This window comes from Kitasatospora sp. NPDC059408, from assembly GCF_042751525.1.
Taxonomy (GTDB): domain Bacteria; phylum Actinomycetota; class Actinomycetes; order Streptomycetales; family Streptomycetaceae; genus Kitasatospora.
Map to the genome: position 1 here is coordinate 1 of NZ_JBHYWI010000056.1, position 22,763 is coordinate 22,763.

At 73.6% G+C, this 22,763-nt stretch carries 17 protein-coding genes; 13 read left to right on the plus strand and 4 right to left on the minus strand.

Annotated features, from left to right (window positions below):
- Positions 1-41: 41 nt before the first annotated feature.
- Both ACFXDE_RS30305 and ACFXDE_RS30310 read right to left on the minus strand, forming a co-directional pair.
- Positions 42-923 carry a peptidase gene (locus ACFXDE_RS30305; protein WP_380497877.1) on the minus strand — a complete coding sequence of 294 codons (882 nt, stop codon included), beginning with the start codon at positions 921-923 and terminating at the stop codon, positions 42-44.
- A gap of 2 nt (positions 924-925) precedes the next feature.
- The gene (locus ACFXDE_RS30310; protein WP_380497903.1) at positions 926-2,248 is read right to left on the minus strand and encodes a VWA domain-containing protein; all 1,323 of its coding nucleotides are present in this window, start codon (positions 2,246-2,248) and stop codon (positions 926-928) included.
- 204 nt (positions 2,249-2,452) lie between these two features.
- On the opposite strand from ACFXDE_RS30310, the gene ACFXDE_RS30315 reads away from it, so the two are divergent.
- The 6 genes from ACFXDE_RS30315 to ACFXDE_RS30340 all read left to right on the plus strand — a co-directional run bounded on the left by ACFXDE_RS30315 (position 2,453) and on the right by ACFXDE_RS30340 (position 10,378).
- Positions 2,453-3,316, plus strand: a complete 864-nt coding sequence (locus tag ACFXDE_RS30315; RefSeq protein ID WP_380497878.1) for an ATP-binding cassette domain-containing protein — start codon at positions 2,453-2,455, stop codon at positions 3,314-3,316.
- Positions 3,313-3,993, plus strand: a complete 681-nt coding sequence (locus tag ACFXDE_RS30320) for an ABC transporter (RefSeq protein ID WP_380497879.1) — start codon at positions 3,313-3,315, stop codon at positions 3,991-3,993. The genes ACFXDE_RS30315 and ACFXDE_RS30320 overlap by 4 nt, the downstream gene beginning before the upstream one ends.
- A gap of 171 nt (positions 3,994-4,164) precedes the next feature.
- Positions 4,165-5,541 carry an FtsW/RodA/SpoVE family cell cycle protein gene (locus ACFXDE_RS30325; protein ID WP_380497880.1) on the plus strand — a complete coding sequence of 459 codons (1,377 nt, stop codon included), beginning with the start codon at positions 4,165-4,167 and terminating at the stop codon, positions 5,539-5,541.
- On the plus strand, positions 5,541-7,052 hold the full coding sequence (locus ACFXDE_RS30330) for a penicillin-binding transpeptidase domain-containing protein (protein WP_380497881.1): 1,512 nt from the start codon (positions 5,541-5,543) through the stop codon (positions 7,050-7,052). The genes ACFXDE_RS30325 and ACFXDE_RS30330 overlap by 1 nt, the downstream gene beginning before the upstream one ends.
- A 178-nt stretch (positions 7,053-7,230) precedes the next feature.
- Positions 7,231-8,793: an amino acid permease gene (locus tag ACFXDE_RS30335; RefSeq protein WP_380497882.1), complete on the plus strand. Its 1,563-nt coding sequence runs from the start codon at positions 7,231-7,233 to the stop codon at positions 8,791-8,793.
- A 160-nt stretch (positions 8,794-8,953) separates the two neighbouring features.
- Positions 8,954-10,378 carry a glycosyltransferase 87 family protein gene (locus ACFXDE_RS30340; protein WP_380497883.1) on the plus strand — a complete coding sequence of 475 codons (1,425 nt, stop codon included), beginning with the start codon at positions 8,954-8,956 and terminating at the stop codon, positions 10,376-10,378.
- Positions 10,379-10,411: 33 nt separating this feature from the next.
- Here ACFXDE_RS30340 and ACFXDE_RS30345 read toward each other — a convergent pair whose 3' ends face one another.
- Together ACFXDE_RS30345 and ACFXDE_RS30350 are read right to left on the minus strand one after the other, a co-directional pair.
- Positions 10,412-12,184, minus strand: coding sequence for a penicillin-binding transpeptidase domain-containing protein (locus tag ACFXDE_RS30345; RefSeq protein ID WP_380444245.1), 1,773 nt, complete (start codon positions 12,182-12,184; stop codon positions 10,412-10,414).
- A 190-nt stretch (positions 12,185-12,374) separates the two neighbouring features.
- Positions 12,375-14,225, minus strand: a complete 1,851-nt coding sequence (locus ACFXDE_RS30350; RefSeq protein ID WP_380444247.1) for a dolichyl-phosphate-mannose--protein mannosyltransferase — start codon at positions 14,223-14,225, stop codon at positions 12,375-12,377.
- A 97-nt stretch (positions 14,226-14,322) separates the two neighbouring features.
- On the opposite strand from ACFXDE_RS30350, the gene rsmI reads away from it, so the two are divergent.
- From rsmI to ACFXDE_RS30385, 7 genes are all read left to right on the plus strand, one after another.
- A complete protein-coding gene (gene rsmI / locus ACFXDE_RS30355) occupies positions 14,323-15,207 on the plus strand; it encodes a 16S rRNA (cytidine(1402)-2'-O)-methyltransferase (RefSeq protein WP_380497884.1) in 885 nt (294 codons plus the stop codon).
- 349 nt (positions 15,208-15,556) lie between these two features.
- On the plus strand, positions 15,557-15,982 hold the full coding sequence (locus tag ACFXDE_RS30360) for a hypothetical protein (protein WP_380444251.1): 426 nt from the start codon (positions 15,557-15,559) through the stop codon (positions 15,980-15,982).
- Between the two features lie 162 nt (positions 15,983-16,144).
- Positions 16,145-17,764, plus strand: a complete 1,620-nt coding sequence (gene metG / locus ACFXDE_RS30365; RefSeq protein ID WP_380444253.1) for a methionine--tRNA ligase — start codon at positions 16,145-16,147, stop codon at positions 17,762-17,764.
- Positions 17,764-18,642: a TatD family hydrolase gene (locus tag ACFXDE_RS30370; protein WP_380497885.1), complete on the plus strand. Its 879-nt coding sequence runs from the start codon at positions 17,764-17,766 to the stop codon at positions 18,640-18,642. The genes metG and ACFXDE_RS30370 overlap by 1 nt, the downstream gene beginning before the upstream one ends.
- A 233-nt stretch (positions 18,643-18,875) precedes the next feature.
- Positions 18,876-19,757, plus strand: a complete 882-nt coding sequence (gene rsmA / locus ACFXDE_RS30375) for a 16S rRNA (adenine(1518)-N(6)/adenine(1519)-N(6))-dimethyltransferase RsmA (protein WP_380444257.1) — start codon at positions 18,876-18,878, stop codon at positions 19,755-19,757.
- The gene (locus ACFXDE_RS30380) at positions 19,754-20,686 is read left to right on the plus strand and encodes a 4-(cytidine 5'-diphospho)-2-C-methyl-D-erythritol kinase (RefSeq protein WP_380497886.1); all 933 of its coding nucleotides are present in this window, start codon (positions 19,754-19,756) and stop codon (positions 20,684-20,686) included. The genes rsmA and ACFXDE_RS30380 overlap by 4 nt, the downstream gene beginning before the upstream one ends.
- Positions 20,687-20,939: 253 nt before the next feature.
- Positions 20,940-22,757 (plus strand): ABC-F family ATP-binding cassette domain-containing protein, encoded by a 1,818-nt coding sequence (locus ACFXDE_RS30385; RefSeq protein ID WP_380497887.1) that lies wholly within the window; start codon positions 20,940-20,942, stop codon positions 22,755-22,757.
- Positions 22,758-22,763: the final 6 nt, after the last annotated feature.

Genomic DNA, 22,763 nt, shown 5'->3' on the forward strand with positions numbered 1-22,763 from the left:
GCTGGAACTCCGTCCGGCCGGCCCTCGGGCGCGCAAGCGCGTCAGGGGCGCTGGGTGTCCGTGTACGCGCCGTGCTGGTGGGCGCCGGCCTGGACCGGCACCGAGCCGTAGCGGCCCGGGCGGCGACCGCGCGGGTGGCGGGTCAGGTGGAAGCCGAGGACGCCCGCGACGGCGGCCAGGGCGCCGCCGCCGATCGTCCAGTACCAGCGACTGTTCCAGCCGGAGAACCAGCCGGTGTACCAGTGGTCCGCCGCCTTCACCGGGGCCGCCGCCTTGGCGGTGCTCGCGCCGCCGCCGGCCGGCGGGACGAGCGGCGCCTTGAGCTCGCCCCCCTCGGGCTGGGCGTTGTCGGCGTCGCCCTTGGCGGCGGTGTACAGCTGGACGGAGGCGGCGAGGCCGAGGTCCTGCTGCGCGACGTCGGTGGCCGCGAGCTTCACGTAGTACGTGCCGGGCAGCGGGTCGCCGGACCACGGCTCGGCCCAGGTGCGGACCTCGCGCAGGGTGCAGCTCAGGGCGAGCGAGGCGGTGTTCTCGTCGCCCGTGGCGTTCTGGGTGCCGGCGGTGCAGGCCTGGCGGCGGCGCAGCCCGTCGAAGACCTCGACGGCCCAGGTCTGCGGGCCGTGTCCGTGCCGGTCGGCGGCGGGCGCCAGGTTGACGGTCACGGAGACCGTCGGGGTCTGGCCCTCGGCGGCCCCGAACGCCCAGTACAGGTAGTCGCCGGTGGAGGCGGCGACGTTGGCGTCCTGGCCGGGGGAGAGGTTGACGGCGGTCAGGAAGGAGGTGCCGGCCTTGGTCGCCGGTGCCGCGGTGCCGCTCGCGCTCGGCGCGGGGGTCGGCGAGGCGGCGGAGGCCGCCGGGGCGGCCAGCGCGAGGGCGGGCAGCAGGGCGGAGGCGGCGAGCAGGCCGCGAAGAGTCCTACGCATGGTCAGTTCTCCCGCCAGACGGCGATCCGCCAGCGGGCGATCCAGCCGGCCACCAGGCCGGTCAGCAGGCCGGCGCCGGTGAGGGTGAGCAGCAGGATCCAGCCGCGGCCGAGGCCCATCGCCGCGCCCTCGGGGGCGGGGGAGGCGGAGGCCAGGTCGACGGTCAGCTCCAGCGGCAGGCCGGGGTCGGCCTGGACGCCGGCCTGGGGGGCCAGCGAGTTGCTGACGACCAGGCAGACGGTGGTCGGGGGCTGCTCGCTCGGCGACGCCTTGGGCTTGGCGATGACGTAGCCCTTGGAGTCGTTCGTGGACCAGCGCAGGCCGGTGGAGATCACGTCGTTGCGGCCGTTGTCCGCGTCGGTGCCGCGGACCAGCTCCTGACCGGTCGCGCTGGTGGCCTGGAGCAGGACGCCGTAGTCCCGGGCGACGGCCCGGTCCAGGGAGACGCTGACCGAGGCGCGCAGCTCCTGGCCGGACTTGACCGGGACCTTGTAGACGCGGTGCTCGGAGAACTTCTCGCGGTCGCTGTAGACGCCGGGGGCGAGGACGGGGGCGTTCTCGCACTTGTCGGTGCCGGCGGTCTTGACCGGGTTGACGGTGTAGGTGTCGTCGCTGCGGTCGATCAGCTGCTTCACCTTGTTGGTGAGCTGGTCCTGGCTGCGGACGTCGGTGTAGGTGCCGCCGGTCGCGTTGGCGATGCAGAGCAGCTGCTGGCGGGTCTTGTCGTCGTGGGCGAGGCCGAGGGTGTCGACGACCAGGTGGATGCCCTGGGCGGCGAGTTCGCGGGCCACGTCGCACGGGTCCGGCGGGGCGCAGTCGTCCTCGCCGTCGGTGATCAGGACGATCCGGCGGGTCGCGTCGCCCTTGCCGAGGTCCTGGGCGGCGCCGCGCAGCGCCAGGCCGATCGGGGTCCAGCCGGTGGGGCGCAGGGTGGCGACCGCGGTCTTGGCCTCGACCTTGTTGGTCTTGCCGACCGGGAACAGCTGCTTGGTGTCCTGGCAGCCGACGGTCTTGTCGTTGCCGGGGTAGGTCGCGCCGAGCGTGCGGATGCCGAAGTCGGTCTCCGCGGGCAGGGCGTCGATCACCTCGTTGAGGGACTGCTGGGCCACCGAGATGCGGCTCTTGCCCTGGATGTCGGCGGTGTTCATGGAGCCGCTGACATCGAGGATGAGGTCGACCCTGGGGGCCTCCTGGGGAGCCGGGGCGGAGCCGCCCGAGGGTTCGTCGGCGTGGGCGGGCAGGCCGAGGAGCAGCGAGGCACCCGTTATCGCCGCGGCGGCGAGCAGGCTGCCCAGCCTGGTCGTTGGTCGTCGTCGTCCGGTAATCACGCGGCCGATCCTAGGGATCATCAGTTCGCCATGGCCAAACGAGTCCGCAGCGTGGCGGTGCTGCACCCCCGGGCGAACTCCCGCGCGCGGGCGGGGTTTCGCGGGCGCCGGGCTCACACGGCGCTTATGCGCGGTGGTTAGCCTTCCGTGCGGACCGGTCGAGCGGGTCGGACCGGCCGGGCGGGCGGCGAAGGGGGCGCGGTGGAGCTGACGGGCGTCGGGAAGCGGTACGGGCGGGGCGGGCGGTGGGTCCTGCGCGGGGTCGACCTGGCTGTCCGGCCGGGGGAGTTGGTGCGGATCGCGGGGGCGAACGGGACGGGCAAGTCGACGCTGCTCAGGCTCGTCGCCGGGATCGAGCGGCCGAGCGCGGGGCGGGTGGTGCGGCCGGGGACGGCGGCGTACGTGCCGGAACGGTTCCCGCCGGCGCTGCCGTTCGACGCGGCCTCGTACCTGCTGCGGGTCGGCCGGGTGCACGGGCTGACGGACGCGGAGGCGCGGCGCGGGGCGGCGGAGTGGCTGGACCGGTTCGGCATCGCGGACCGGGCGGGCACGCCGCTGAGCCGGCTGTCGAAGGGCACCTGCCAGAAGGTCGCGGTCGCGCAGGCGCTGCTGCCCGGGGCGCGGGTGCTGCTCCTGGACGAGGCCTGGACCGGGCTCGACCCGGTGGCCCGGACGGTGCTGGACGAGGCCGCGGCCGAGCGGGCGGCGGGCGGCGGCGCGGTGCTGTTCGTCGACCACGACCCGGCGCGGCTGGCCGGACTGACCACGGCCGCCTACCGGGTCGGCGCGGACGGCGGGCTGCGGCCCGCGGAGGAACGGCCCGCGGAGGAGCGGGCCGTGCGGGCGGACGGCCCGTCGGTGCGGGTGGAGGTGGACGTGGACGTCCTGGACGGTGATCCGCTGCCCGCCCGGCTGCCGGGCGCCCCGGAGCTCACCGCGCTGGAGGGGACGGCGGTGCGGCTCACGGTGGCGGCGACGCACTCGGACGCGCTGCTGCGCCGCCTGCTGACCGGCCGTCCGGCCGTGAGCGTGCTGGCCGTCCGGCGGCGGGAGGGGGAGCGGTGAGGCAGGTCGGGGCGCTGGCCCGGTACCACCTGGAGCTGCTGCTGCGCGGGCACGGATGGCTGCCGCCGTTCCTCGCGTACGCGCTGCTGCTGGTGCTGGGCGTGACGGCGGGTGATCCGCTGCTGGGCGGGCTGGGCTACGGCGCGGGCGTGCTGCTGCCGGTCAGTGCGTGGTACGTCCGCAGTGCGCTGAACGCCGAGCCGCCGGCCTCGCGGGCGTGTCTGGTGGCGGCGGCGGGTCCGGCCCGGGTCCAGCTGGGCGGGCTGCTGGCGGCGCTGACGGTCGGTCTGGTGCTGGCGGTGGCCGAGGTGGCCGGGCTCTGGTGGGTGAGCGGGCCGGTCGCCAACCCGAAGGCGGACCAGCCGCCGGTCGGGGTGTCGCTGCTGGCCGGGCTGCTGGCCTCGGTGGTCTCCGTGCTGCTGGGGGTGCTGGTGGGGGCGCTGTGCAACCGGCCGGTGCTCGCGCGGGCGCAGTACGGCATCCCGCTGGCGCTAGCGCTCGCGACGGCGGTGCTGGTGGCGCCCGGCTCGCCGGCGAACGCGGCGGTGAGCGGCCTGGTCGCCGCCGACCGGTCCGGGCGGGTCGGCCCGCCGTGGCTCGAACTGCTGGCGGCCGCGGGGCTGCTGGTGGCGGCCGCGGCGGGTTCGGCGGCGCTGGCGGGGCGGCGGCCGGAGTGAGCCGGCGGGCGCGGACCCCGATGATCCGGACAATTGCTGACACACCGTGAAGAAGAGCCGATAAATATGGATAGTGCTCGTTAGGGTGACGAATCGGGGCGCGGGCGCTTCCGCTCCCCGGTACGTCCGACGCGCGGGAAGGACCCGCGGTGAGCACCCCCAGGACGGTCCGTGGCGACACCCTCCGCCGTGACCACCGCCGCCCGGCCGGCCCGGCCGGTGCCGACCCGGCGCACCACCGAGCTCGTGCTGGTGCTGGCCGCGGTGCTGATCGCCGTGTTCGGCTACGTCGAGGTCGGCGTCGACCTGGACGGCACGGTGCCCGCCGACACCGCCGGGTACGGCGCCGCGCTCGGCGTGCTCGCCCTGCTGGCGCACGCCGTCGTCCGGTGGCGGGCCCGGTACGCGGACCCGCTGCTGCTGCCGATCGCGGTGCTGCTCAACGGGATCGGGCTGGTGGTGATCTACCGGCTCGACCGGGCGACCTCCGGCCCGGGCGCGGCCTCCACGCAGCTGCTGTGGTCCGCCCTCGGGGTGGCGCTGTTCGGCGCGGTGGTGCTCCTGGTGCCCGACCACCGGCGGCTCCGGCGCTACGCCCACGTGGGCGCGCTCGCGGCACTCGTCCTCCTGGTGCTGCCGATCTTCTTCCCGCCGGTGTACGGGTCCCGGATCTGGATCGTCGTCGGGCCGCTCTCCTTCCAGCCGGGGGAGTTCGCCAAGATCCTCCTGGCGGTCTTCTTCGCCGCCTACCTGGCCGTGCACCGGGACGCCCTCGCGCTCACCGGGCGGCGGGTCTGGCGCTGGCAGCTGCCGCGCGGGCGGGTGCTCGGGCCGGTGCTGCTGATCTGGGCCGCGTTCGTCGGGGTGCTGGTGCTGGAGACCGACCTCGGGACCTCGCTGCTGTACTTCGGGCTGTTCGTCGTGATGCTCTACGTCGCCACCGCGCGCACCGGCTGGATCGCGATCGGGCTGGGCCTCGCGGCGGCCGGCGCGGTGACGGTGGGATTCCTGGAGGCCCACGTGCGCAGCCGGGTGGCGGACTGGCTGGACCCGCTCGGCTCGATCGCGGCGGGCAAGGGGGCCAACCAGATCGCCCAGTCGCTGTTCGCCTTCGCCTGGGGCGGGGAGCTCGGGACGGGCCTCGGCAACGGGCACTCGGTGCTGATCGGCTTCGCGGCCAAGTCCGACTTCATCCTCGCGACGATCGGCGAGGAGCTCGGCCTGACCGGGCTGGTCGCGGTGTTCCTGCTGTACGCGCTGCTGGTCTCGCGCGGGTTCCGGACGGGCATCGCGCTGCGCGACCCGTTCGGGCGGCTGCTGGCGATCGGGCTGGCGGCGATCGTCGGCCTGCAGGTGTTCGTGGTGGCGGGCGGGGTGCTCGCGCTGATCCCGCTGACGGGGATGACGCTGCCGTTCGTCGCCCAGGGCGGCTCGTCGGTGGTCACCAACTGGATCATCGTGGCGCTGCTGGTCCGCATGAGCGACATCGCGCGGCGGCCTGCTCCGGCCCCGGCCCCCGCCCCTGCTCCGGCTTCGGCGGAGGCCTGATGGCGCGCTTCGGGCCGGCCCGGGGGAACGGGCCGCAGGGGCTCCCGGGGATCTCCGTGACCGGCCGCCGTGCCGGCACGTTCTGCCTGCTGCTGATCGCCGCGCTGTGCGTCCAGGCCACCCGGGTGCAGGTCTTCGAGGCGAAGGACCTCGACCACAACAGCGCCAACCAGCGGCTCACCGTCGAGCGGTACGGGCAGCCGCGGGGGAACATCCTGGTCGGCGCGGACGCCGTCACCGGCTCGGCGCCCACCGGCGGCCGGTACGCGTACAAGCGCACCTACACCGACGGCCCGACGTACGCGGCCGTCACCGGCTTCGCCTCGCAGGCGTACGGCGACACGCAGCTGGAGGGGACCGAGGACGACGTGCTGACCGGGACGGACAGCCGCCTCGCCGGCTGGGCGGTCTGGGACGCGGTCGCGCGCCGGCAGAACCCCGGCGGGGACGTCTACACCACCCTCGACCGGGCGGCCCAGGAGGCGGCGATGCGCGGGCTGGGCGCGCAGACGGGCGCGGTCGCCGCGATCGAGCCCGCCACCGGGCGGATCCTGGCGCTGGCCAGCACGCCCACCTACGACCCCGGGAGCTTCGCCGGGTCCACCTCGGCCGACCAGACGGCGTGGAACCGGCTGCAGGCCGACAGCGGCCAGCCGATGCTCAACCGGGCGCTGCGCCAGACCTACCCACCAGGCTCGGCCTTCAAGGTGGTGACGGCCGCCGCCGCGCTCGCCGGCGGGGTGGTCACCGACGTCAACGCGCCCACCGGCGCGCCCTTCCCGTACGTCCTGCCGGGGACGACCACGCCGCTGGTCAACGACACCAGGGCCTGCGACCAGCCCGGGCAGTCGCTGGACACCGCGATGACCTACAGCTGCAACAGCGTCCTCGGCTACCTCGGCGTGCGCACCGGCCTGGACGCGATGGCGGCGATGGCCGGGAACTTCGGCTTCAACGACGCCAGGCTCGACATGCCGGTGCGGCCGTCGCGCTCGAACTTCGACACGAAGATGAACGACTCGCAGCTCGCGCTCTCCTCTATCGGGCAGTTCGACACGGCCGCGACCCCGCTGGTGATGGCGATGGTCGCGGCCGGGGTCGCCAACAACGGGACCGTGATGCGTCCACAGCTTGTGGACAAGCTGACGAAGAGCGACGGGACGGCGGTCCAGCTGATGAAGCCGGCCGTCTACAAGCGGGCGATGGAGCCGGGGGTGGCCGCGCAGGTGCAGCGGCTCATGACGGACGTCGTGGACAACGGCACCGGCGCCAACGCCCGGATCCCGGGCGCGGTGGTCGGCGGGAAGACGGGCACCGCCCAGCACGGCGTGGACAACAGCGGGACGCCGTACGCGTGGTTCGTCTCGTGGGCCAGGCCGGCCGGATCGGACAAGGTGCCGCCGGTGGCCGTCGCCGTGGTCATCGCGGACAGTGACGCCACGGACGTGACCGGTGGTGGGCTCGCGGCGCCGATCGCCCGCTCGGTGATGCAGGCCGTCCTCGGACGGTGACCGAGGCGATACCCCTGAGCTGCGGCTTTACCTCGCCCGAGGGAGATTCGCCGTTTACGAAGCGTCCGGTTTGTCCTTGTCCATTCGACAGTTCGTATAATGCGCAAGCTCGGACTGTTCGTTTGCGACACTGGTGCATTCGCGCGGTACTGTCCCATCTTTGTTCGGTTGGTCCCCGATGACACCCCGTATCGCACTTGGTGACCGACCGCTAGGACACCCTCCCTCGCCTAGAAAGACCGCGGTTTTGGCCAGCAACTCCCTTGGTGCGCGTCTGCTGCGACGCAAGCCCGTGTCGACACTGATCGCCGAGAGCGAGGGCCGGGACAGCCTCCCGGCCGGCGCACCGGAGGAGGGCGGACGCTCCGGCATCCACCTCCGCCGCTCCATCGGACTCTGGCAGCTGTCCTCGATCGGCATCGGCGCCACCATCGGTACCGGCATCTTCTTCGTGCTCAACACCGCGGTGCCGTCCGCCGGACCGGCCGTCATCCTGTCCTTCGTCATCGCCGCCGTCACGGCGGGCCTCACGGCGCTGTGCTACGCCGAGATGGCTTCCGCGATCCCGGTCTCCGGCTCGTCCTACTCCTACGCCTACGCGACCCTCGGCGAGGGCGTCGCCTTCGGCGTCGGCATCTGCCTGCTGATGGAGTACGGCGTGTCCGCCTCCGCGATCGCGGTGAGCTGGGCCGAGTACCTCGACAAGTTCCTCGACCTGGCCTTCGGGGTCAAGATCCCCGAGCAGCTGGCGGGCGCGCCGGACGGCACCCACTGGTTCAACCTGCCGGCGCTGCTGCTGGTCGCCATGGTCTGCTTCCTGCTGATCCGCGGCGTCAGCGAGTCGGTGAAGGTCAACGCGGCGATGGTCGCGATCAAGATCCTCATCCTGGTGCTGTTCGTCGGCGTCGCGCTCACCGGCTTCCACTCCGGCAACCTGACCCCGTTCATGCCGCTCGGCATCGGCGGCGTGCAGGTCGCGGCGTCCAGCATCTTCTTCTCGTTCATCGGCCTGGACGCCGTGTCCACCGCCGGTGAGGAGGTCAAGAACCCCCGCCGCACCCTGCCGCTGGCGATCATCATCTCGCTGGTCGTGGTGACCCTGCTCTACATCCTGGTCGCGCTGGCCGGCATCGGCGCCCAGCCGTGGCAGAAGTTCGACGGCCAGGAGGCCGGGCTCGCCCAGATCCTCCAGGACATCACCGGCCAGAGCTGGCCCGCGATGGTCTTCGCGGTCGGCGCGATCCTCTCGATCTTCAGCATCACCCTCGTGGTGATCTACGGCCAGACCCGCATCCTGTACTCGATGGGCCGCGACGGCATGCTGCCCAAGCGCTTCGCCGAGCTCTCGCCGCGCACCGGCACCCCGGTCTGGAACACGATCGTGGTCGGCGTCGGCGTGGGCGCGCTCGCCGCGTTCGTCCCGCTCAACATCCTGGCCGACATCACCAGCCTCGGGACGCTCATCGCCTTCTCGGTCGTCTCGGTGGGCGTCATCGTCCTGCGCCGCACCCAGCCCGACCTGCCGCGCGGCTTCAAGGTGCCCGGCTACCCGGTCGTGCCGCTGCTCAGCGTCGGCTTCTGCGGCTACCTGATCACCGGCCTGCACGCCGACACCTTCCGGGCCGGGGCGATCGCCCTCGCCGTCGCCGTGGTCGTCTACTTCGGTTACAGCATCAAGAACTCGAAGCTGGAGCGCGGAGCGGAGCAGCAGAGCGCCCCGGTGGACAGCCACTCCGGCTGATCCGTCTCACGCTCCGGATCCGGCGGTGGTCACCGCCCGTTGCTATGGATACGAAGGGTCGCCAGGTGGCAAGACGCCTGGCGACTCTTCGCGCGTAGACCGCGACTCTCCGTCGATCCCGGTGGCGACAGCGCGGGCCCCCCACCCATAACCTTCCACCATGGTGAGCACCCGCACGCCCGGCTTCTCCCGCCCGCGCGGCCGCTTCACCGGCCGTTCCAGAACGCCGGCCCCCCAACCGGTCGGACCGCCCTCCCGGCCCGACCGCCCCCTGCGCGGCCTGGTCTCCAGGGCCGTCCCCCGCCAGCGCCGCGAGAACACGTTTCCGCCCACGGCCGCGCGGACCGACCCCGCCCGGCTCGCCTCCCTGCGCAGCGTCCAGCTGCTCGGCTGCGCCGTCGCGGCCGGTTGGGCGGCCGCCTTCCCGCTCGTCTCCGACCTGCCCAACCAGCGCGTCTGGGGCATCATCGCGGCCCCCGCCTACGCCCTGGCCGGGCTGCTCTGCCTGATCCTGCCGCGCCGGTTCGCGGCGCGTTCCGCCGCGGCGGTCGCCCTCCTCGGGGCCGTCGTCGTGCCGCTGGCGCTCCTCGCCGTCCAGGGCCGCCACCAGTCCGAGGTGATGGTGGTCGAGCGCTCGGCCCACCTGCTGCTCACCACCGGCAGCGCCTACCTGCAGCACCCCGTCGTGGTCACCGACTACAACCCGTACCTGCCGGCCATGTCCCTCTTCGGGATGCCCCGCCAACTGCTCGGCAGCGGCGACGCCCTCACCCGGGTCGCCGGGGACGCCCGGATCTGGTTCGCGCTCACCTTCTTCGCCTGCCTGCTGGCCAGCTGGCGCCTGCTGCGGCCCTCCCGGGACCGCGCCCCGCTGCTGCCGCTCGCGGTGCTCACCGCCTCGCCGCTGATAGCGCTCGCCCTCGTCGTCGGCGGTGTCGACCTGCCGCTGATCGGCGTCTGCTGCCTGGCCATGGCACTCGCCGAGCGCGACCGCACCGTCGCCGCGGGCCTCGTCCTCGCCCTCGCCTGCACCCTCAAGTGGACGGCCTGGCCCGCGCTGCCCGTCGCCGTCCTGCTGCTGTGGCGGCTCTACGGGCGGCGCCCGGCGGCCCGGACCGGGCTGATCGCGGTCGGCACGAGCCTGGCCGTGCTCCTGCCGTCCGTGCTGACCAGGGCGGCCGAGCTGCGCGAGCAGGTGGTGCTCTTCCCGCTCGGGATGACCGCGATCCGCACCCCGGCCGGCAGCCCGCTGCCCGGCAAGGTGCTGGCCGGCTTCGGACCGACCGGGCACACCGTCTCGCTGACGCTGATGACCCTCGGCGGCGTCGCGGTGGCGATCTGGCTGCTGGCCCGGCCGCCGGTGACCGCGACCGGCGCCGCCGACCTGCTGGCCGCGGGGCTCGCGATCGCCTTCATGCTGGCCCCGGCCGGGCGCTTCGGGTACCTCGCGCTGCCGGCCGTCCTGGTGATCTGGCCCCGGCTCGCCGCGCGACGGTGGAGCAACCGGCCGGCCGCCGTGGTGCGGCGGCGCCCGGAACAGCCGGACCGCCCGGAACGGCCGGAGCCCGCTCTGCCGAGGGGCTGAGCGGGCTCCTGGGGGTGCCGGTGCGTGTGGGGGCTACCGGTTGCCGAAGGACTTGAGCAGCGAGGCGACGGCCGGGCCGGCCGCGTCGACGCCGTGGCCGCCGCCCTGCACCTCGGCCGCGACCGCGATGTTGCCGCGGTAGGCGGTGAACCAGCTGTTGGTGGTGGCCGCGCCGGCGACCTCGGCGGAGCCGGTCTTGGCGCCCGCGTTGTCGGTGATCCCGGCCATCACGGCCTGGGCCGTGCCGCCGGTGGCGGTGGCGTTCATCATCGCGCGCAGCTTGCCGGCGACGTCCGGCGAGATCTGGCGGGCGGCCGGCTGCTGCGGCAGGCCGGCGACCAGGATGGGCTGCTTGAACGCGCCGCTCTGCACGGTCGCCGTGATCGAGGCGATCGCCAGCGGGTTCATCTGGACCTTGCCCTGGCCGATGTAGTTCATCGCCTGCTCGTCCTTGCTGCCCGGGGTGGCCGGGATCTTGCCGTCCGAGTTCGGCAGGCCGGTCTTCCACTCCAGGCCGACGCCGTAGACGTCCTTGGCGGTGGCCGCGAGCGTCTCCGGCTTCAGGCTGGTCAGGCCCTGGTTGATGAAGGCGGTGTTGCAGGACACCTTGAAGTCGTCCTGGAGGGTGTTGTTCGGGAAGGCGCCCGGGAAGTCGTTCGGGATCGCCACCGGGTTGCTGCTCTTCTCCGGGCAGGCCACGTTCGAGTCCGGGTTGATCCCGGCCTCCAGCAGCGCTGTCGAGGTGACGATCTTCATCGTCGAGCCGGGCGCGAGCAGGCCCAGGAAGGCCCGGTTCTGGCCGTTGGACGGCGCGTTGGCGAAGGCCAGCACCTGACCGGTGCTCGGCTCGATCGCGACGATCGAGCCCTGCTTGCCGCCCAGGTCGGTCATCGCCTTCTCGGCCGCGGCCTGGATCGCGTTGTCGATCGTCACCTTGAACGGCTTGCCCGGCTTGGGCTCGACGATCGTGAACAGCTTGTCCGGGGCGGTCTTGCCGGCCGGGTCGCTGATGACGACCGCGCTGCCCGCGTCCTGGTCCTTGTTCGGGTCCGGCGGCAGCAGCTTGCGGGCGTTGTCCTGGAGGGTCGCCAGCGACGCGGTGAGCGAGGGGGCCTGCAGCGGCTTGCCGTTGCGGTCCACGGCGCTGGACGGCGGGGCGAAGACCTGCTGGGTGGCGATCGTCTCGTTCCCGGACAGGTGCGGGTGGAGCACGCTCGGGGCCCAGTGCACGGCCGGGGTGTCGTCGCTCATCTTCACGACGCCGAGGAAGCCGTTGTAGTCCCAGACCCGGGCGGTGCCCTCGAACTCGGCGCGCGCCTTGAAGCCCATCAGCACGCCGGTGGGCGCGGGGGTGGCGGCGGCGGACGGCGAGTCGCTCGCGCCCGGCGTGCCGGCGGCCGAGGGGGTCGCGGACGCGGAGGGCGCGCCGGACGGCTTGGCCGGGGTGGGGGTGCCGGTGGCCGAGGCGAAGGCCTGCGGGGTGGCCGGGCCGGACGGCGTCAGCGTCAGCGCGCTCGGCTTGACCTGCTCCTTGAAGGCGGTCAGCGCGGCCGTGGCGGCGTCCGGGTTGTCGGTCAGCGAGGCCGCCTTGGCCACGTCGCCGGCCGCCCAGGCCGCCAGGAAGTCCTTGGCGCCGCTGGCCGCCTGGTCCGCGGAGGGGGGTTCGGCGACCACCGTGCGGGGCTTCTTGGCCGAGCCGGACCCGTCGCCCGAGCCGTTCACCAGGCTGTACGCGCCGTAGCCGCCGCCTGCGAGCACGGCGACGGACACGCCGGTGATGATGCCGATTTTCGCGCCTTTGCGCATGGTGCTGCTCCCCCAGGGGTCGGGCGACTAACGCGGTACTGACCCCCCACCCTAGGCAGGCCGACTCGGTGCGCCGACGAAACGCCCGGGAGTTGTGACGGTTCTGGTACGTGTCGAACACCGTATGCGTACGGTCCCCGCACTCCCGGCCGGACCGGGGCGCGGCGGGCCGGCCCGGCCCGGAGCCGGCTCAGATCCAGCTGTTGAACCACATCCGCCGGCGCCAGTCGTCCATCGGGATCGTCTGTCCGGAGAACAGCGGGAAGAAGAACAGGAAGTTCCAGACGATCAGCAGGACCAGCAGGCCGGCCGACGCGCCGCCGATGATCCGGCGGTCCCGGGAGGCGCCCGGGGGCCCGATCATCGCGCCGAGCATCATCGTCACCGCGAGTACCAGGAACGGGACGAAGGCGACCGCGTAGAACAGGAAGATCGTCCGCTGCTGGTACTCGAACCAGGGCAGGTAGCCGGCCGCCAGGCCGCACAGCACCGCGCCGGCCCGCCAGTCCCGTCGGGCCGCCCAGCGCCACAGGCAGTACACCAGGGCGATGCAGCCGGCCCACCACAGCAGCGGGGTGCCGAGACCGAGCACCTCGCGGGCGCACTCGGCCGCGGTGCAGCCGTCCTGGCCCGTCTTCGGGGACTCGTAGTAGAAGGAGACCGGCCGGCCGAGGACCAGCCAGCTCCACGGGTTCGACTGGTAGGTGTGCGGGTCGGTCAGGTGGGTGTGGAAGTCGTACATCGTGGAGTGGTAGTGCCACAGGGCGCGCAGGCCCTCCGGGATCCACGGGTAGTCGGTGCTCCGGCCGGCCGCCCAGTCGCGGCCCCAGCCGCCCTGGCCGGGCGCGTTGCTGCTGGCGAACCAGCCCCACCACGAGGCGACGTAGACGCCCAGTGCGACCACGACGACCGAGACGAAGGCCGGCAGCGCGTCCCGGGTGAGCGCCGCCAGGTACGGGCGCGGGGCCCCGGCCAGGCGGCGCGCGCCCGCGTCCCAGAGCACGGTCATCAGGCCGAAGGCGGCCGCGACGTACAGGCCGCTCCACTTGGTCGCGCAGGTCAGGCCGACGCAGACGCCGGCCGCGATCCGGTACGGGCGCCAGCCCAGGCGCACCCGCTGGGCGAGCGCGGCGTCCGCGATCCCGTCGAGCCGGGCGGCCAGCAGGGCCCTGGTGCGGTCCCGGTCCAGGATCAGGAAGCCGAAGGCGGCGAGGATCCAGAACATCACGACGAGGTCCAGCAGGGCCGAGCGGCTGAGCACGAAGTGCAGGCCGTCCACCGAGAGCAGCAGGCCGGCCACGCAGCCCAGCAGGGTGGAACGGAACAGGCGGCGGGCGATCCGGGCGATCATCAGCACGGACACCGTGCCGAGCAGGGCCACCGCGAAGCGCCAGCCGAAGGGGTTCATCCCGAACAGCCACTCGCCGAAGCCGATGATCCACTTGCCCACCGGCGGGTGGACGACGTAGCCGGCCATCGGGCGGTAGGGGGCCGTCCCGTCCTTCATGATCTGCTCGTTGGCGCCGTCCGGCCAGTTGATCTCGTAGCCGCCGTGCCAGAGCGCGTACGCGTCCTTGGCGTAGTACGTCTCGTCGAAGATGATCGCGTGCGGCTCCCCGAGGTCGGTGAACCGCAGGATCCCGGCGAAGACCGCGACGGCGACCGGGCCGAGCCAGCCCGACCAGCGGCACAGGAACGCCCACAGGGCCGGCGGCACCGCGATGCCCAGGCGCAGCAGCAGCGGGGACGGCGGGACGTCGTCCGGCGTCACCCCGGGGCCGTCCGGCATCGGCGGCACGAGGCGTTCGGTCAGCGGCGCGGCCGGGCGCGGCGCGTAGCCGAAGCCGGCCAGGCGTCGGCGCCAGGCTGCGGGCCGGTCGGCGGGCGGGTCGGCGGGCGGGTCGGCGGGCGGGTCGGCCACCGGCGGGCGCGGGGCCGGGACGGCGGGCACGGAACCGGACGGCAGGTCCGTCGCGCCGAGGCCACCCGGTGTGGTGCGGTCTCTACCAGTGGGCGTCTGCGCCGCCGTGTCGCCGTTCATCCGCCACATCGTAGGCGCGCGGTCCTATCGTCGGACCGGCCCCTCGGAAGCTGCCCGAATCGTCACCATAAGCACGCGGGCTGGAAGGATGGGGCCCGTGACAGGAGTACTCGTTCTCGCAGGCACCCCCATCGGCGACGTCTCGGACGCCCCGCCCCGGCTGCTCACCGAACTCTCGACCGCGGACGTGATCGCGGCCGAGGACACCCGGCGGCTGCGCCGGCTGACCCAGGCGCTCGGGGTGACCCCCGCCGGGCGGGTGGTCTCCTACTTCGAGGGCAACGAGGTCGGCCGCACCCCCGAACTGGTCGAGGCACTGCTCGGCGGCGCCCGGGTGCTGCTGGTCACGGACGCAGGCATGCCGTCCGTGTCCGACCCCGGCTACCGGCTCGTCGCCGCGGCCGTCGCGGCCGACGTCAAGGTCACCGCGGTGCCCGGGCCGTCCGCGGTGCTCACCGCGCTCGCCCTGTCCGGGCTGCCCGTCGACCGCTTCACCTTCGAGGGCTTCCTGCCGCGCAAGACCGGCGACCGGGCCCGCCAGCTCGCCTCGATCGCCGCCGAGCCGCGCACGATGGTCTTCTTCGAGGCGCCGCACCGGATCGCCGAGGCGCTCGCGGCGATGGCCGAGGCCTTCGGGCGCGAGCGGCCCGCGGCGGTGTGCCGCGAGCTGACCAAGACCTACGAGGAGGTCAAGCGCGGCCCGATCGGCGAGCTGGCGGCCTGGGCGGCCGAGGGCGTCAAGGGCGAGATCACCGTGGTCGTCGCCGGGGCCCCGCCGGCCGCGCCGCAGGAGCTCACCCCGGCCGAGCTGGCCCGCCTGGTCGCCGTCCGCGAGGAGGCGGGGGAGCACCGCAAGGAGGCCATCGCTGCCGTCGCGGCGGAGCTGGCGCTGCCCAAGCGGGAGGTGTTCGACGCCGTCGTCGCGGCGAAGAAGGAGGGCTCCGGGACCGGGAAGCAGGGCCCGGCCGGGACCGGGAAGTAGGACCCGGCCGGCGCCGGGAAGCAGGACCCGGCCCCATGGGGGAGGGGGCGCCCGCGGCCACGGGGAAGTGGGCGCGGGCGGGTACGGGTTCGAACGGGTTTGACAAGCCGGTGAATTCCGGGGGTTGCGTGGCGGGCGGTGCGTCGTACCTTGGAGTGAAGGCCCCGGTAAACGCCAACTGAGCTGAAGCTTTGGCCGCGGTTTCCGCAATGGATCCGACCTTTCGTCTAGGGATCCCCAACCCGCATCCAAGTCTTCACAAGCAGGGCATCGCCAGGGGCGGTCCGGGCATTTCCTGGAATGGAAAGACCCAGCCGGGCGAGCGCCCGGCGGGCGCTGGGAGACGGCTATGAGCGAGACGATCGGTAGCCCCCTCGGTGGCAACGCGCTGAGCGACCCCGTCCCGGCCGGGCGGGCGCACACTCCCGTCGAGACCGTTCGGGAGGCCTACTCCTTCGCGTGCCTGAAGTGCGGGTACGGGTGGGAGCAGGCGTACGACATCGAGCACCACGTCGCCAGGGACGGCCACGTCGTGTTCGAGTACCACGCCAACGGTGTCCGGGTACCGTCCCCGCTGCTCAAGCCGACCTGCCCGGGGTGTGGTGGACACACCGTCCGGATCATGCGCGAGGGCCGGGTGGCCGTCGCCGACCAGCCCTGGCAGCACGCCCCCGGCTACCCGGCGCACGCCGAGCCGGCCGGGCCGCCCGCGGTGTCCGGGCCCGCGCAGCCGCGCGGACGCTGGGCCCGGTTCTGGTCGCGGCTGCTGGGCTGACACCAAGGCGCGCACCGGGGCGCGCGGCGTGGCCGCCCTCCCGTGACCGCCGGGGCGGTCCCCGGGCGGCCGGTGTCCGCGGTCGGCGGGGGCGGACCCCGGGCGTCCGCGGGGCGGAACGCGGTCGAGGGCCGCCCGCGTGCCCGACTAAGCTTTCCGACCATGGCGGCCACTGCAGACCACAGCACCACCGGGGCGAGCGCCCCGGCGTACTACGTTTCCACCCCGATCTACTACGTCAACGATCGCCCGCACCTGGGCCACGCGTACACCACCGTGGCGGGCGACGTCCTCACCCGCTGGCACCGCCAGCGCGGCGAGAAGGTGTGGTACCTGACCGGCACCGACGAGCACGGTCAGAAGATCATGCGGACCGCCGAGGCCAACGGCGTCACCCCGCAGGAGTGGTGCGACAAGCTGGTCGAGGAGGCGTGGAAGCCGCTCTGGGAGCACCTGGAGATCGCCAACGACGACTTCATCCGCACCACCCAGCAGCGCCACACCGACCGCGTGCAGGAATTCGTCCAGGACCTGTACGACAAGGGCGAGATCTACAAGGGCGGTTACTCCGGCCCGTATTGCGTCGGCTGCGAGGAGTTCAAGCTCCCGGCCGAACTGCTCGACGGCGCCACCGCGGACGAGAAGCTCTGCGCCGTGCACAAGCGGCCGGTGGAATGGCTGGAGGAGGAGAACTACTTCTTCCGTCTCTCCGCCTACGGACCGAAGCTGCTGGAGTTCTACGCCGCCAACCCGGACTTCATCCAGCCCGCCTCGGCGCGCAACGAGGTGCTGCGCTTCGTCGAGCAGGACCTGAAGGACCTGTCGATCTCCCGCTCCACCTTCAACTGGGGCGTCCCGCTGCCCTGGGACGAGAAGCACGTCCTGTACGTGTGGGTCGACGCGCTGCAGAACTACATCACCGCCGCCGGCTACGGCAGCGACCCGGAGCGCTTCGCCGAGCTGTGGCCCGCCTCCGTCCACCTGGTCGGCAAGGACATCCTGCGCTTCCACGCGGTGATCTGGCCCGCCATGCTGATGGCCGCCGGACTGCCGCTGCCCAAGCGGGTCGTCGCCAACGGCTGGCTGATGGTCGGCGGCGAGAAGATGTCCAAGTCCAACCTGACCGGCATCGCGCCCACCGACCTCACCTCGCACTTCGGCGTGGACGCCTACCGTTACTACTTCCTGCGCGCGATCCCGTTCGGCACCGACGGCTCCTTCTCGTGGGAGGACTTCACCGCCCGGTACACCTCCGAACTCGCCAACGACTTCGGCAACCTGGCCTCCCGCGTCGCCGCCATGGTCGGCAAGTACTTCGACGGCGTGCTGCCCGCCGCGACCGCGTCCGGCGAGGCCGAGAAGGCCGTCCAGGACGGGCTCGCCGCCGCCGTCGCCGCGGCCGACCGGAAGATCGGCGAGGACCTCGACTTCGCGGGCGGCCTCGCGGCGATCTTCGAGTTCGTCAAGCAGGTCAACGGCTACATCAGCGACCAGGAGCCCTGGAAGGTCGCCAAGGACGACTCGGCGGAGGGCCGGGCCCGCCTGGCCACCATCCTGTACACCGCCGCCGAGTCGCTGCGCGCCACCGCCGTCCTGCTCAACCCGGTGATGCCGGCCACGGCCGAGAAGCTGTGGGCCTCCCTCGGCGCCGAGGCCGGACTGGGCGCGCTCGCCGCGCAGACCGTCGCCACCACGGCCGACTGGGGCCGGCTGCCCGTCGGCGCCACCGTCACCAAGGGCGAGATCCTCTTCCCGCGCCTCGAAGAGAAGCCCGCCTCCTGATGGCGAAGAAGGACGACGACCGGTCGACCCCGCCGCCGCTGCCGCAACCCCTGGCGGTGGCGGTGGCCGACTCGCACACCCACCTGGACATGCAGTCCGGCACGCCCGAGGAGGGCCTCGCCCGCGCGGCCTCGGTCGGGGTCACCACCGTCGTCCAGGTCGGCTGCGACGTGCCCGGCTCGCGCTGGGCCGCCGAGCTGGCCGCCCGGTTCGAGCAGGTCCACGCGGCCGTCGCGCTGCACCCCAACGAGGCGCCGCGGATCTTCCTCGGCGACCCCGACGGCTGGTCCGGGCAGCAGCGCCCGGCCGGCGGTGCGGCGGCGCTGGACGAGGCGCTCGCCGAGATCGACGCCCTCGCGGCGCTGCCGCAGGTGCGGGCCGTCGGCGAGACCGGCCTCGACTACTTCCGCACCGGGCCCGAGGGCGTGGAGATCCAGAAGGAGTCGTTCCGCCGGCACATCGAGATCGCCAAGCGGCACGGCAAGGCCCTGGTCATCCACGACCGCGACGCCCACGAGGACGTCATCGCCGTCCTGCTGGAGGAGGGCGCCCCCGAACGGACCGTCTTCCACTGCTACTCGGGCGACGCGGAGATGGCCAAGGTCTGCGCCGAGCACGGCTGGTACCTGTCGTTCGCGGGCCCGGTCACGTTCAAGGCCAACCAGCCGCTGCGCGACGCCCTGCTGGCGACCCCGCTCGACCGCGTCCTGGTCGAGACGGACGCGCCCTTCCTCACCCCGCACCCCTATCGCGGCCGGCCCAACGCGCCGTACCTGATCCCGGTCACGGTCCGGTCGATGGCGGCGACGCTGGGGCTGCACGAGGACGAGCTGGCGACGGCGATCGCGGCGAACACGGCGCGGGCGTTCGGGTACTGAGCCGGGGGCGCCTCGTTCGTGGGTGCCGGGTGCCGGGTGCCGGGTGCCGGGTGCCGGGTGCCGGGTGCCGGGTGCCGGGTGCCGGTGCTGGTGCCGGGGCTGGTGCCGGGGCCGGGTGCCGCCCGGTTCGGGGGTACCGAACCCGGTGCGTCCGGTTTGCGGGCGGCATCGGGAACCCGTCCGTCCGGTCCGGCGCGTCCGGACGGCAGGGCCCGCGCCCGTATCCTTGGCCCGTGAGCACCACCGAACCCACCCCTGACAGCCACCTGCTGGGCGCCGCCGACATCCGGGAGCTGGCCGCCGCGTTCGGCGTGAAGCCGACCAAGCAGCGCGGGCAGAACTTCGTCATCGACGGCAACACCGTGCGGCGGATCGTCCGGGCCGCCGACGTGACGGAGCAGGACGCGGTGGTGGAGGTCGGCCCCGGGCTCGGGTCGCTGACGCTCGCCCTGCTGGAGGTCGCGCGGCACGTCACCGCCGTCGAGATCGACCCGGTGCTCGCGCAGCACCTGCCGGACACCGTCGCCGCCCGGATGCCGGGCAAGGCCGACGCCTTCGACCTGGTGTTCAGCGACGCCATGGAGGTCACCGAGCTCCCCGGCCCGGCCCCCACCGCGCTCGTCGCCAACCTCCCGTACAACGTGGCGGTGCCCGTCCTGCTGCACATGCTGGCCACCTTCCCCAGCATCGAGCGCACCCTGGTGATGGTGCAGAGCGAGGTCGCCGACCGGCTCGCCGCCAAGCCCGGCAACAAGGTGTACGGCGTCCCGTCGGTCAAGGCCAACTGGTACGCCGACGTGAAGCGGGCCGGCGCCATCGGGCGCAACGTCTTCTGGCCCGCCCCCAACGTCGACTCCGGCCTCGTCTCGCTGATCCGCCGCGAGCCCCCCAGGACCACCGCGAGCCGCGCGGAGGTGTTCGCGGTGGTCGACGCCGCGTTCGCCCAGCGGCGCAAGACCCTCCGGGCCGCCCTGGCCGGCTGGGCCGGCTCCGCCGCCGGGGCCGAACAGGCCCTCGCCGCCGCCGGGATCGACCACAAGCTGCGCGGCGAGATGCTGACGGTGGAACAGTTCGCCGCCATCGCCGAGCACAAGCCGAAGGCTGGGAACGAGTGATCACCGTACGGGTGCCGGCCAAGGTCAACGTCCAGCTGGGGGTCGGCGGCCTGCGCGCCGACGGCTTCCACGACCTGGCCAACGTCTTCTTCGCCGTCGCCCTCGGCGACGAGGTGACGGCCACCCCGGGTGACGGCCCGGGCGTCACGCTGACCTGCTCCGGCCCGGACGCCGGCGCCGTCCCGCTCGACGACGGCAACCTCGCCGCCCGCGCGGCCCGGCTGCTCGCCGCCCACCACGGCATCGCCGACCCCGCCGTGCACCTGCACATCGCCAAGGCCATCCCGGTCGCCGGCGGCATGGCCGGCGGCAGCGCCGACGGCGCGGCGGCACTGGTCGCCTGCGACGCCCTGTGGAAGCTGGACACCCCGGCCGACGTGCTGCGGGAACTCGCCGCCGAACTCGGCTCCGACGTGCCGTTCGCCCTGGTCGGCGGCGTCGCTCTGGGCCGCGGCCGGGGCGAGATCCTGGAGCCGCTCCCGGTCGAGGGCACCTACCACTGGGTCTTCGCCGTCGCGGACGGCGGCCTCTCCACCCCCGCCGTCTTCCGCGAGTGCGACCGCCTGCGCGACGAGGCCGGCACCGGCTCCAGCGCCGTCGACGTCCCCACCCCCGACGCCGACCCCGCGCTGCTCACCGCCCTGGCGGACGGCGACGCCGTCGCCCTCGCCGCCGCGCTCTCCAACGACCTCCAGGCCGCCGCCCTCTCGCTGCGCCCCGCCCTCGCCGCCACCCTGCGGGCCGGCACCGAGGCGGGCGCGATCGGTGCCCTCGTCTCCGGCTCCGGGCCGACCTGCGCGTTCCTCGCCAAGGACGCCGACGGTGCCGCCGCCATCGCCGCGGCCCTGCGCGCCTCCGGCACCTGCCGGACGGCGCACGCCACGTACGGGCCGGTCGCGGGGGCCGCGGTGGTGGACCGGCCGCTGTAGCGGACCGGCCCCGGTCATGCATCGGCCCCTGCAGTGGGGCCGAGCTCGGCGGTGCGGGCGGTGAGCTGGCGGTACGGGCGGTGAGCTGGCGGTACGGGCGGTGAGCTCGGCGGTGCGGGCGGTGAGCTCGGCGGTGCGGGCGATTCGGCGGGCCCATTAGGCTGGGGAGATCGGGGCGTCCCCGAGAGGGGCGCCCGGCCGGGGAACGGCGGGCCGCCCCGGCACCGCCGAACCCCCCAGGAGCGCAGCACACGTGGCCGTCAACCTCGCCACCATCGAGTCCGTCACGAAGGTCTACGGCACCCGCGCCCTGCTCGACGCGGTCAGCCTGGGCGTGAGCGAGGGCGACCGGATCGGCGTCGTCGGCCGCAACGGCGACGGCAAGACCACCCTGATCCGGATGCTCGCCAAGCTGGAGGAGCCCGACGGCGGCCGCATCACCTGGAACGGCGGCCTCGAACCGGCCGTCCTCACGCAGCACGACTCGCTCGACCCGAAGGCCACCATCCGGCACGAGGTCATCGCCGACCGCGCCGACCACGAGTGGCTCGGCGACGCCCGCATCCGCGACATCATCGAAGGCCTCTTCGGCGGCCTCGACCTGCCCGGCTTCGCCGACGGCCTGGACACCGTGATCGGCCCGCTCTCCGGCGGCGAGCGCCGCCGGATCGCCCTCGCCAAGCTGCTCCTCGGCTCGCCCGAGCTGATCATCCTCGACGAGCCCACCAACCACCTCGACGTCGAGGGCATCAACTGGCTCGCCCAGCACCTGCAGAAGCGCCGCTCGGCCCTCGTCTGCGTCACCCACGACCGCTGGTTCCTCGACCAGGTCTGCACCCGGATGTGGGACGTCCAGAGCGGCTCCGTCCACGAGTACGAGGGCGGCTACTCCGACTACGTCTTCGCGCGCGCCGAGCGCTCCCGCATCGAGGCCGTCGAGGAGCAGAAGCGCCAGAACCTCGCCCGCAAGGAGCTCGCCTGGCTGCGCCGCGGCGCCCCCGCCCGCACCTCCAAGCCGCGCTACCGCATCGAGGCCGCCAACGCCCTGATCGCCGACGTGCCGGAGCCGCGCGACAAGTCCGAGCTGATGAAGTTCGCCAACGCGCGCCTCGGCCGGACGGTCTTCGAGCTGGAGGGCGTGACCGTCAAGGCCGGCCCCAAGCTGCTCCTGGAGAACCTCACCTGGCAGCTCGGCCCCGGCGACCGGATCGGCCTGCTCGGCGTCAACGGCGCCGGCAAGACCTCGCTCCTGCGCGCCCTGCGCGACGCGTACGCTTCCGAGGGCGACGTGCAGCCGGACTCCGGCGTGATCAAGGTCGGCAAGACCGTCCGGCTCGCCTACCTGTCCCAGGAGATCGCGGAGCTGGACCCGGAGGTGCGCGTGCTCCAGGCCGTCGAGCAGGTCCGCTCGCGCGTCGACCTCGGCAAGGGCCGGGAGATGAGCGCCGGCCAGCTGTGCGAGCAGTTCGGCTTCGGCAAGGACAAGCAGTGGACGCCCGTCGGCGACCTCTCCGGCGGCGAGCGGCGGCGACTGCAGCTGCTGCGCCTGCTCATGGACGAGCCCAACGTGCTCTTCCTCGACGAGCCGACCAACGACCTCGACATCGAGACGCTCAACCAGCTGGAGGACCTGCTCGACGGTTGGCCCGGCTCGATGGTCGTCATCAGCCACGACCGCTTCTTCATCGAGCGGACGACCGACGTCGTGCACGCGCTGCTCGGCGACAAGCGGATGCGCATGCTTCCGGGCGGCGTCGACGAGTACCTGGAGCGCCGGGCGCGGATGGCCGCCGCTACGGCTGCTGCCGCGTCCGCGGCCGCTCCCGCGGTCGAGGAGGCCGCCGGGGCCGGGCTCTCCGGCGGGGACCTGCGCGCCGCCAAGAAGGAGATGCAGAAGCTGGAGCGGCAGATCGCCAAGCTGGACGAGAAGGAGTCCAAGCTGCACGCCCAACTCGCCGAGCACGCAGCCGACTTCTCCAAGGTCGCGGAACTGGACGCGCAGCTGCGCGCCGTCCGGGAGGAGAAGGAGGAGCTGGAGATGAGCTGGCTGGAGCTGGCCGAGCAGGTCTGACGGCCC

Excerpts from the sequence above, each read along its gene's own strand:
- ACFXDE_RS30370 (WP_380497885.1), top strand. The coding sequence starts at position 17,764 with ATGGCGAAGAAGGACGACGACCGGTCGACCCCGCCGCCGCTGCCGCAA.
- ACFXDE_RS30305 (WP_380497877.1), bottom strand. The coding sequence starts at position 923 with ATGCGTAGGACTCTTCGCGGCCTGCTCGCCGCCTCCGCCCTGCTGCCC.
- metG (WP_380444253.1), top strand. The coding sequence starts at position 16,145 with ATGGCGGCCACTGCAGACCACAGCACCACCGGGGCGAGCGCCCCGGCG.
- ACFXDE_RS30360 (WP_380444251.1), top strand. The coding sequence starts at position 15,557 with ATGAGCGAGACGATCGGTAGCCCCCTCGGTGGCAACGCGCTGAGCGAC.
- ACFXDE_RS30340 (WP_380497883.1), top strand. The coding sequence starts at position 8,954 with ATGGTGAGCACCCGCACGCCCGGCTTCTCCCGCCCGCGCGGCCGCTTC.
- ACFXDE_RS30335 (WP_380497882.1), top strand. The coding sequence starts at position 7,231 with ATGACACCCCGTATCGCACTTGGTGACCGACCGCTAGGACACCCTCCC.
- ACFXDE_RS30350 (WP_380444247.1), bottom strand. The coding sequence starts at position 14,225 with ATGAACGGCGACACGGCGGCGCAGACGCCCACTGGTAGAGACCGCACC.
- ACFXDE_RS30345 (WP_380444245.1), bottom strand. The coding sequence starts at position 12,184 with ATGCGCAAAGGCGCGAAAATCGGCATCATCACCGGCGTGTCCGTCGCC.
- ACFXDE_RS30330 (WP_380497881.1), top strand. The coding sequence starts at position 5,541 with ATGGCGCGCTTCGGGCCGGCCCGGGGGAACGGGCCGCAGGGGCTCCCG.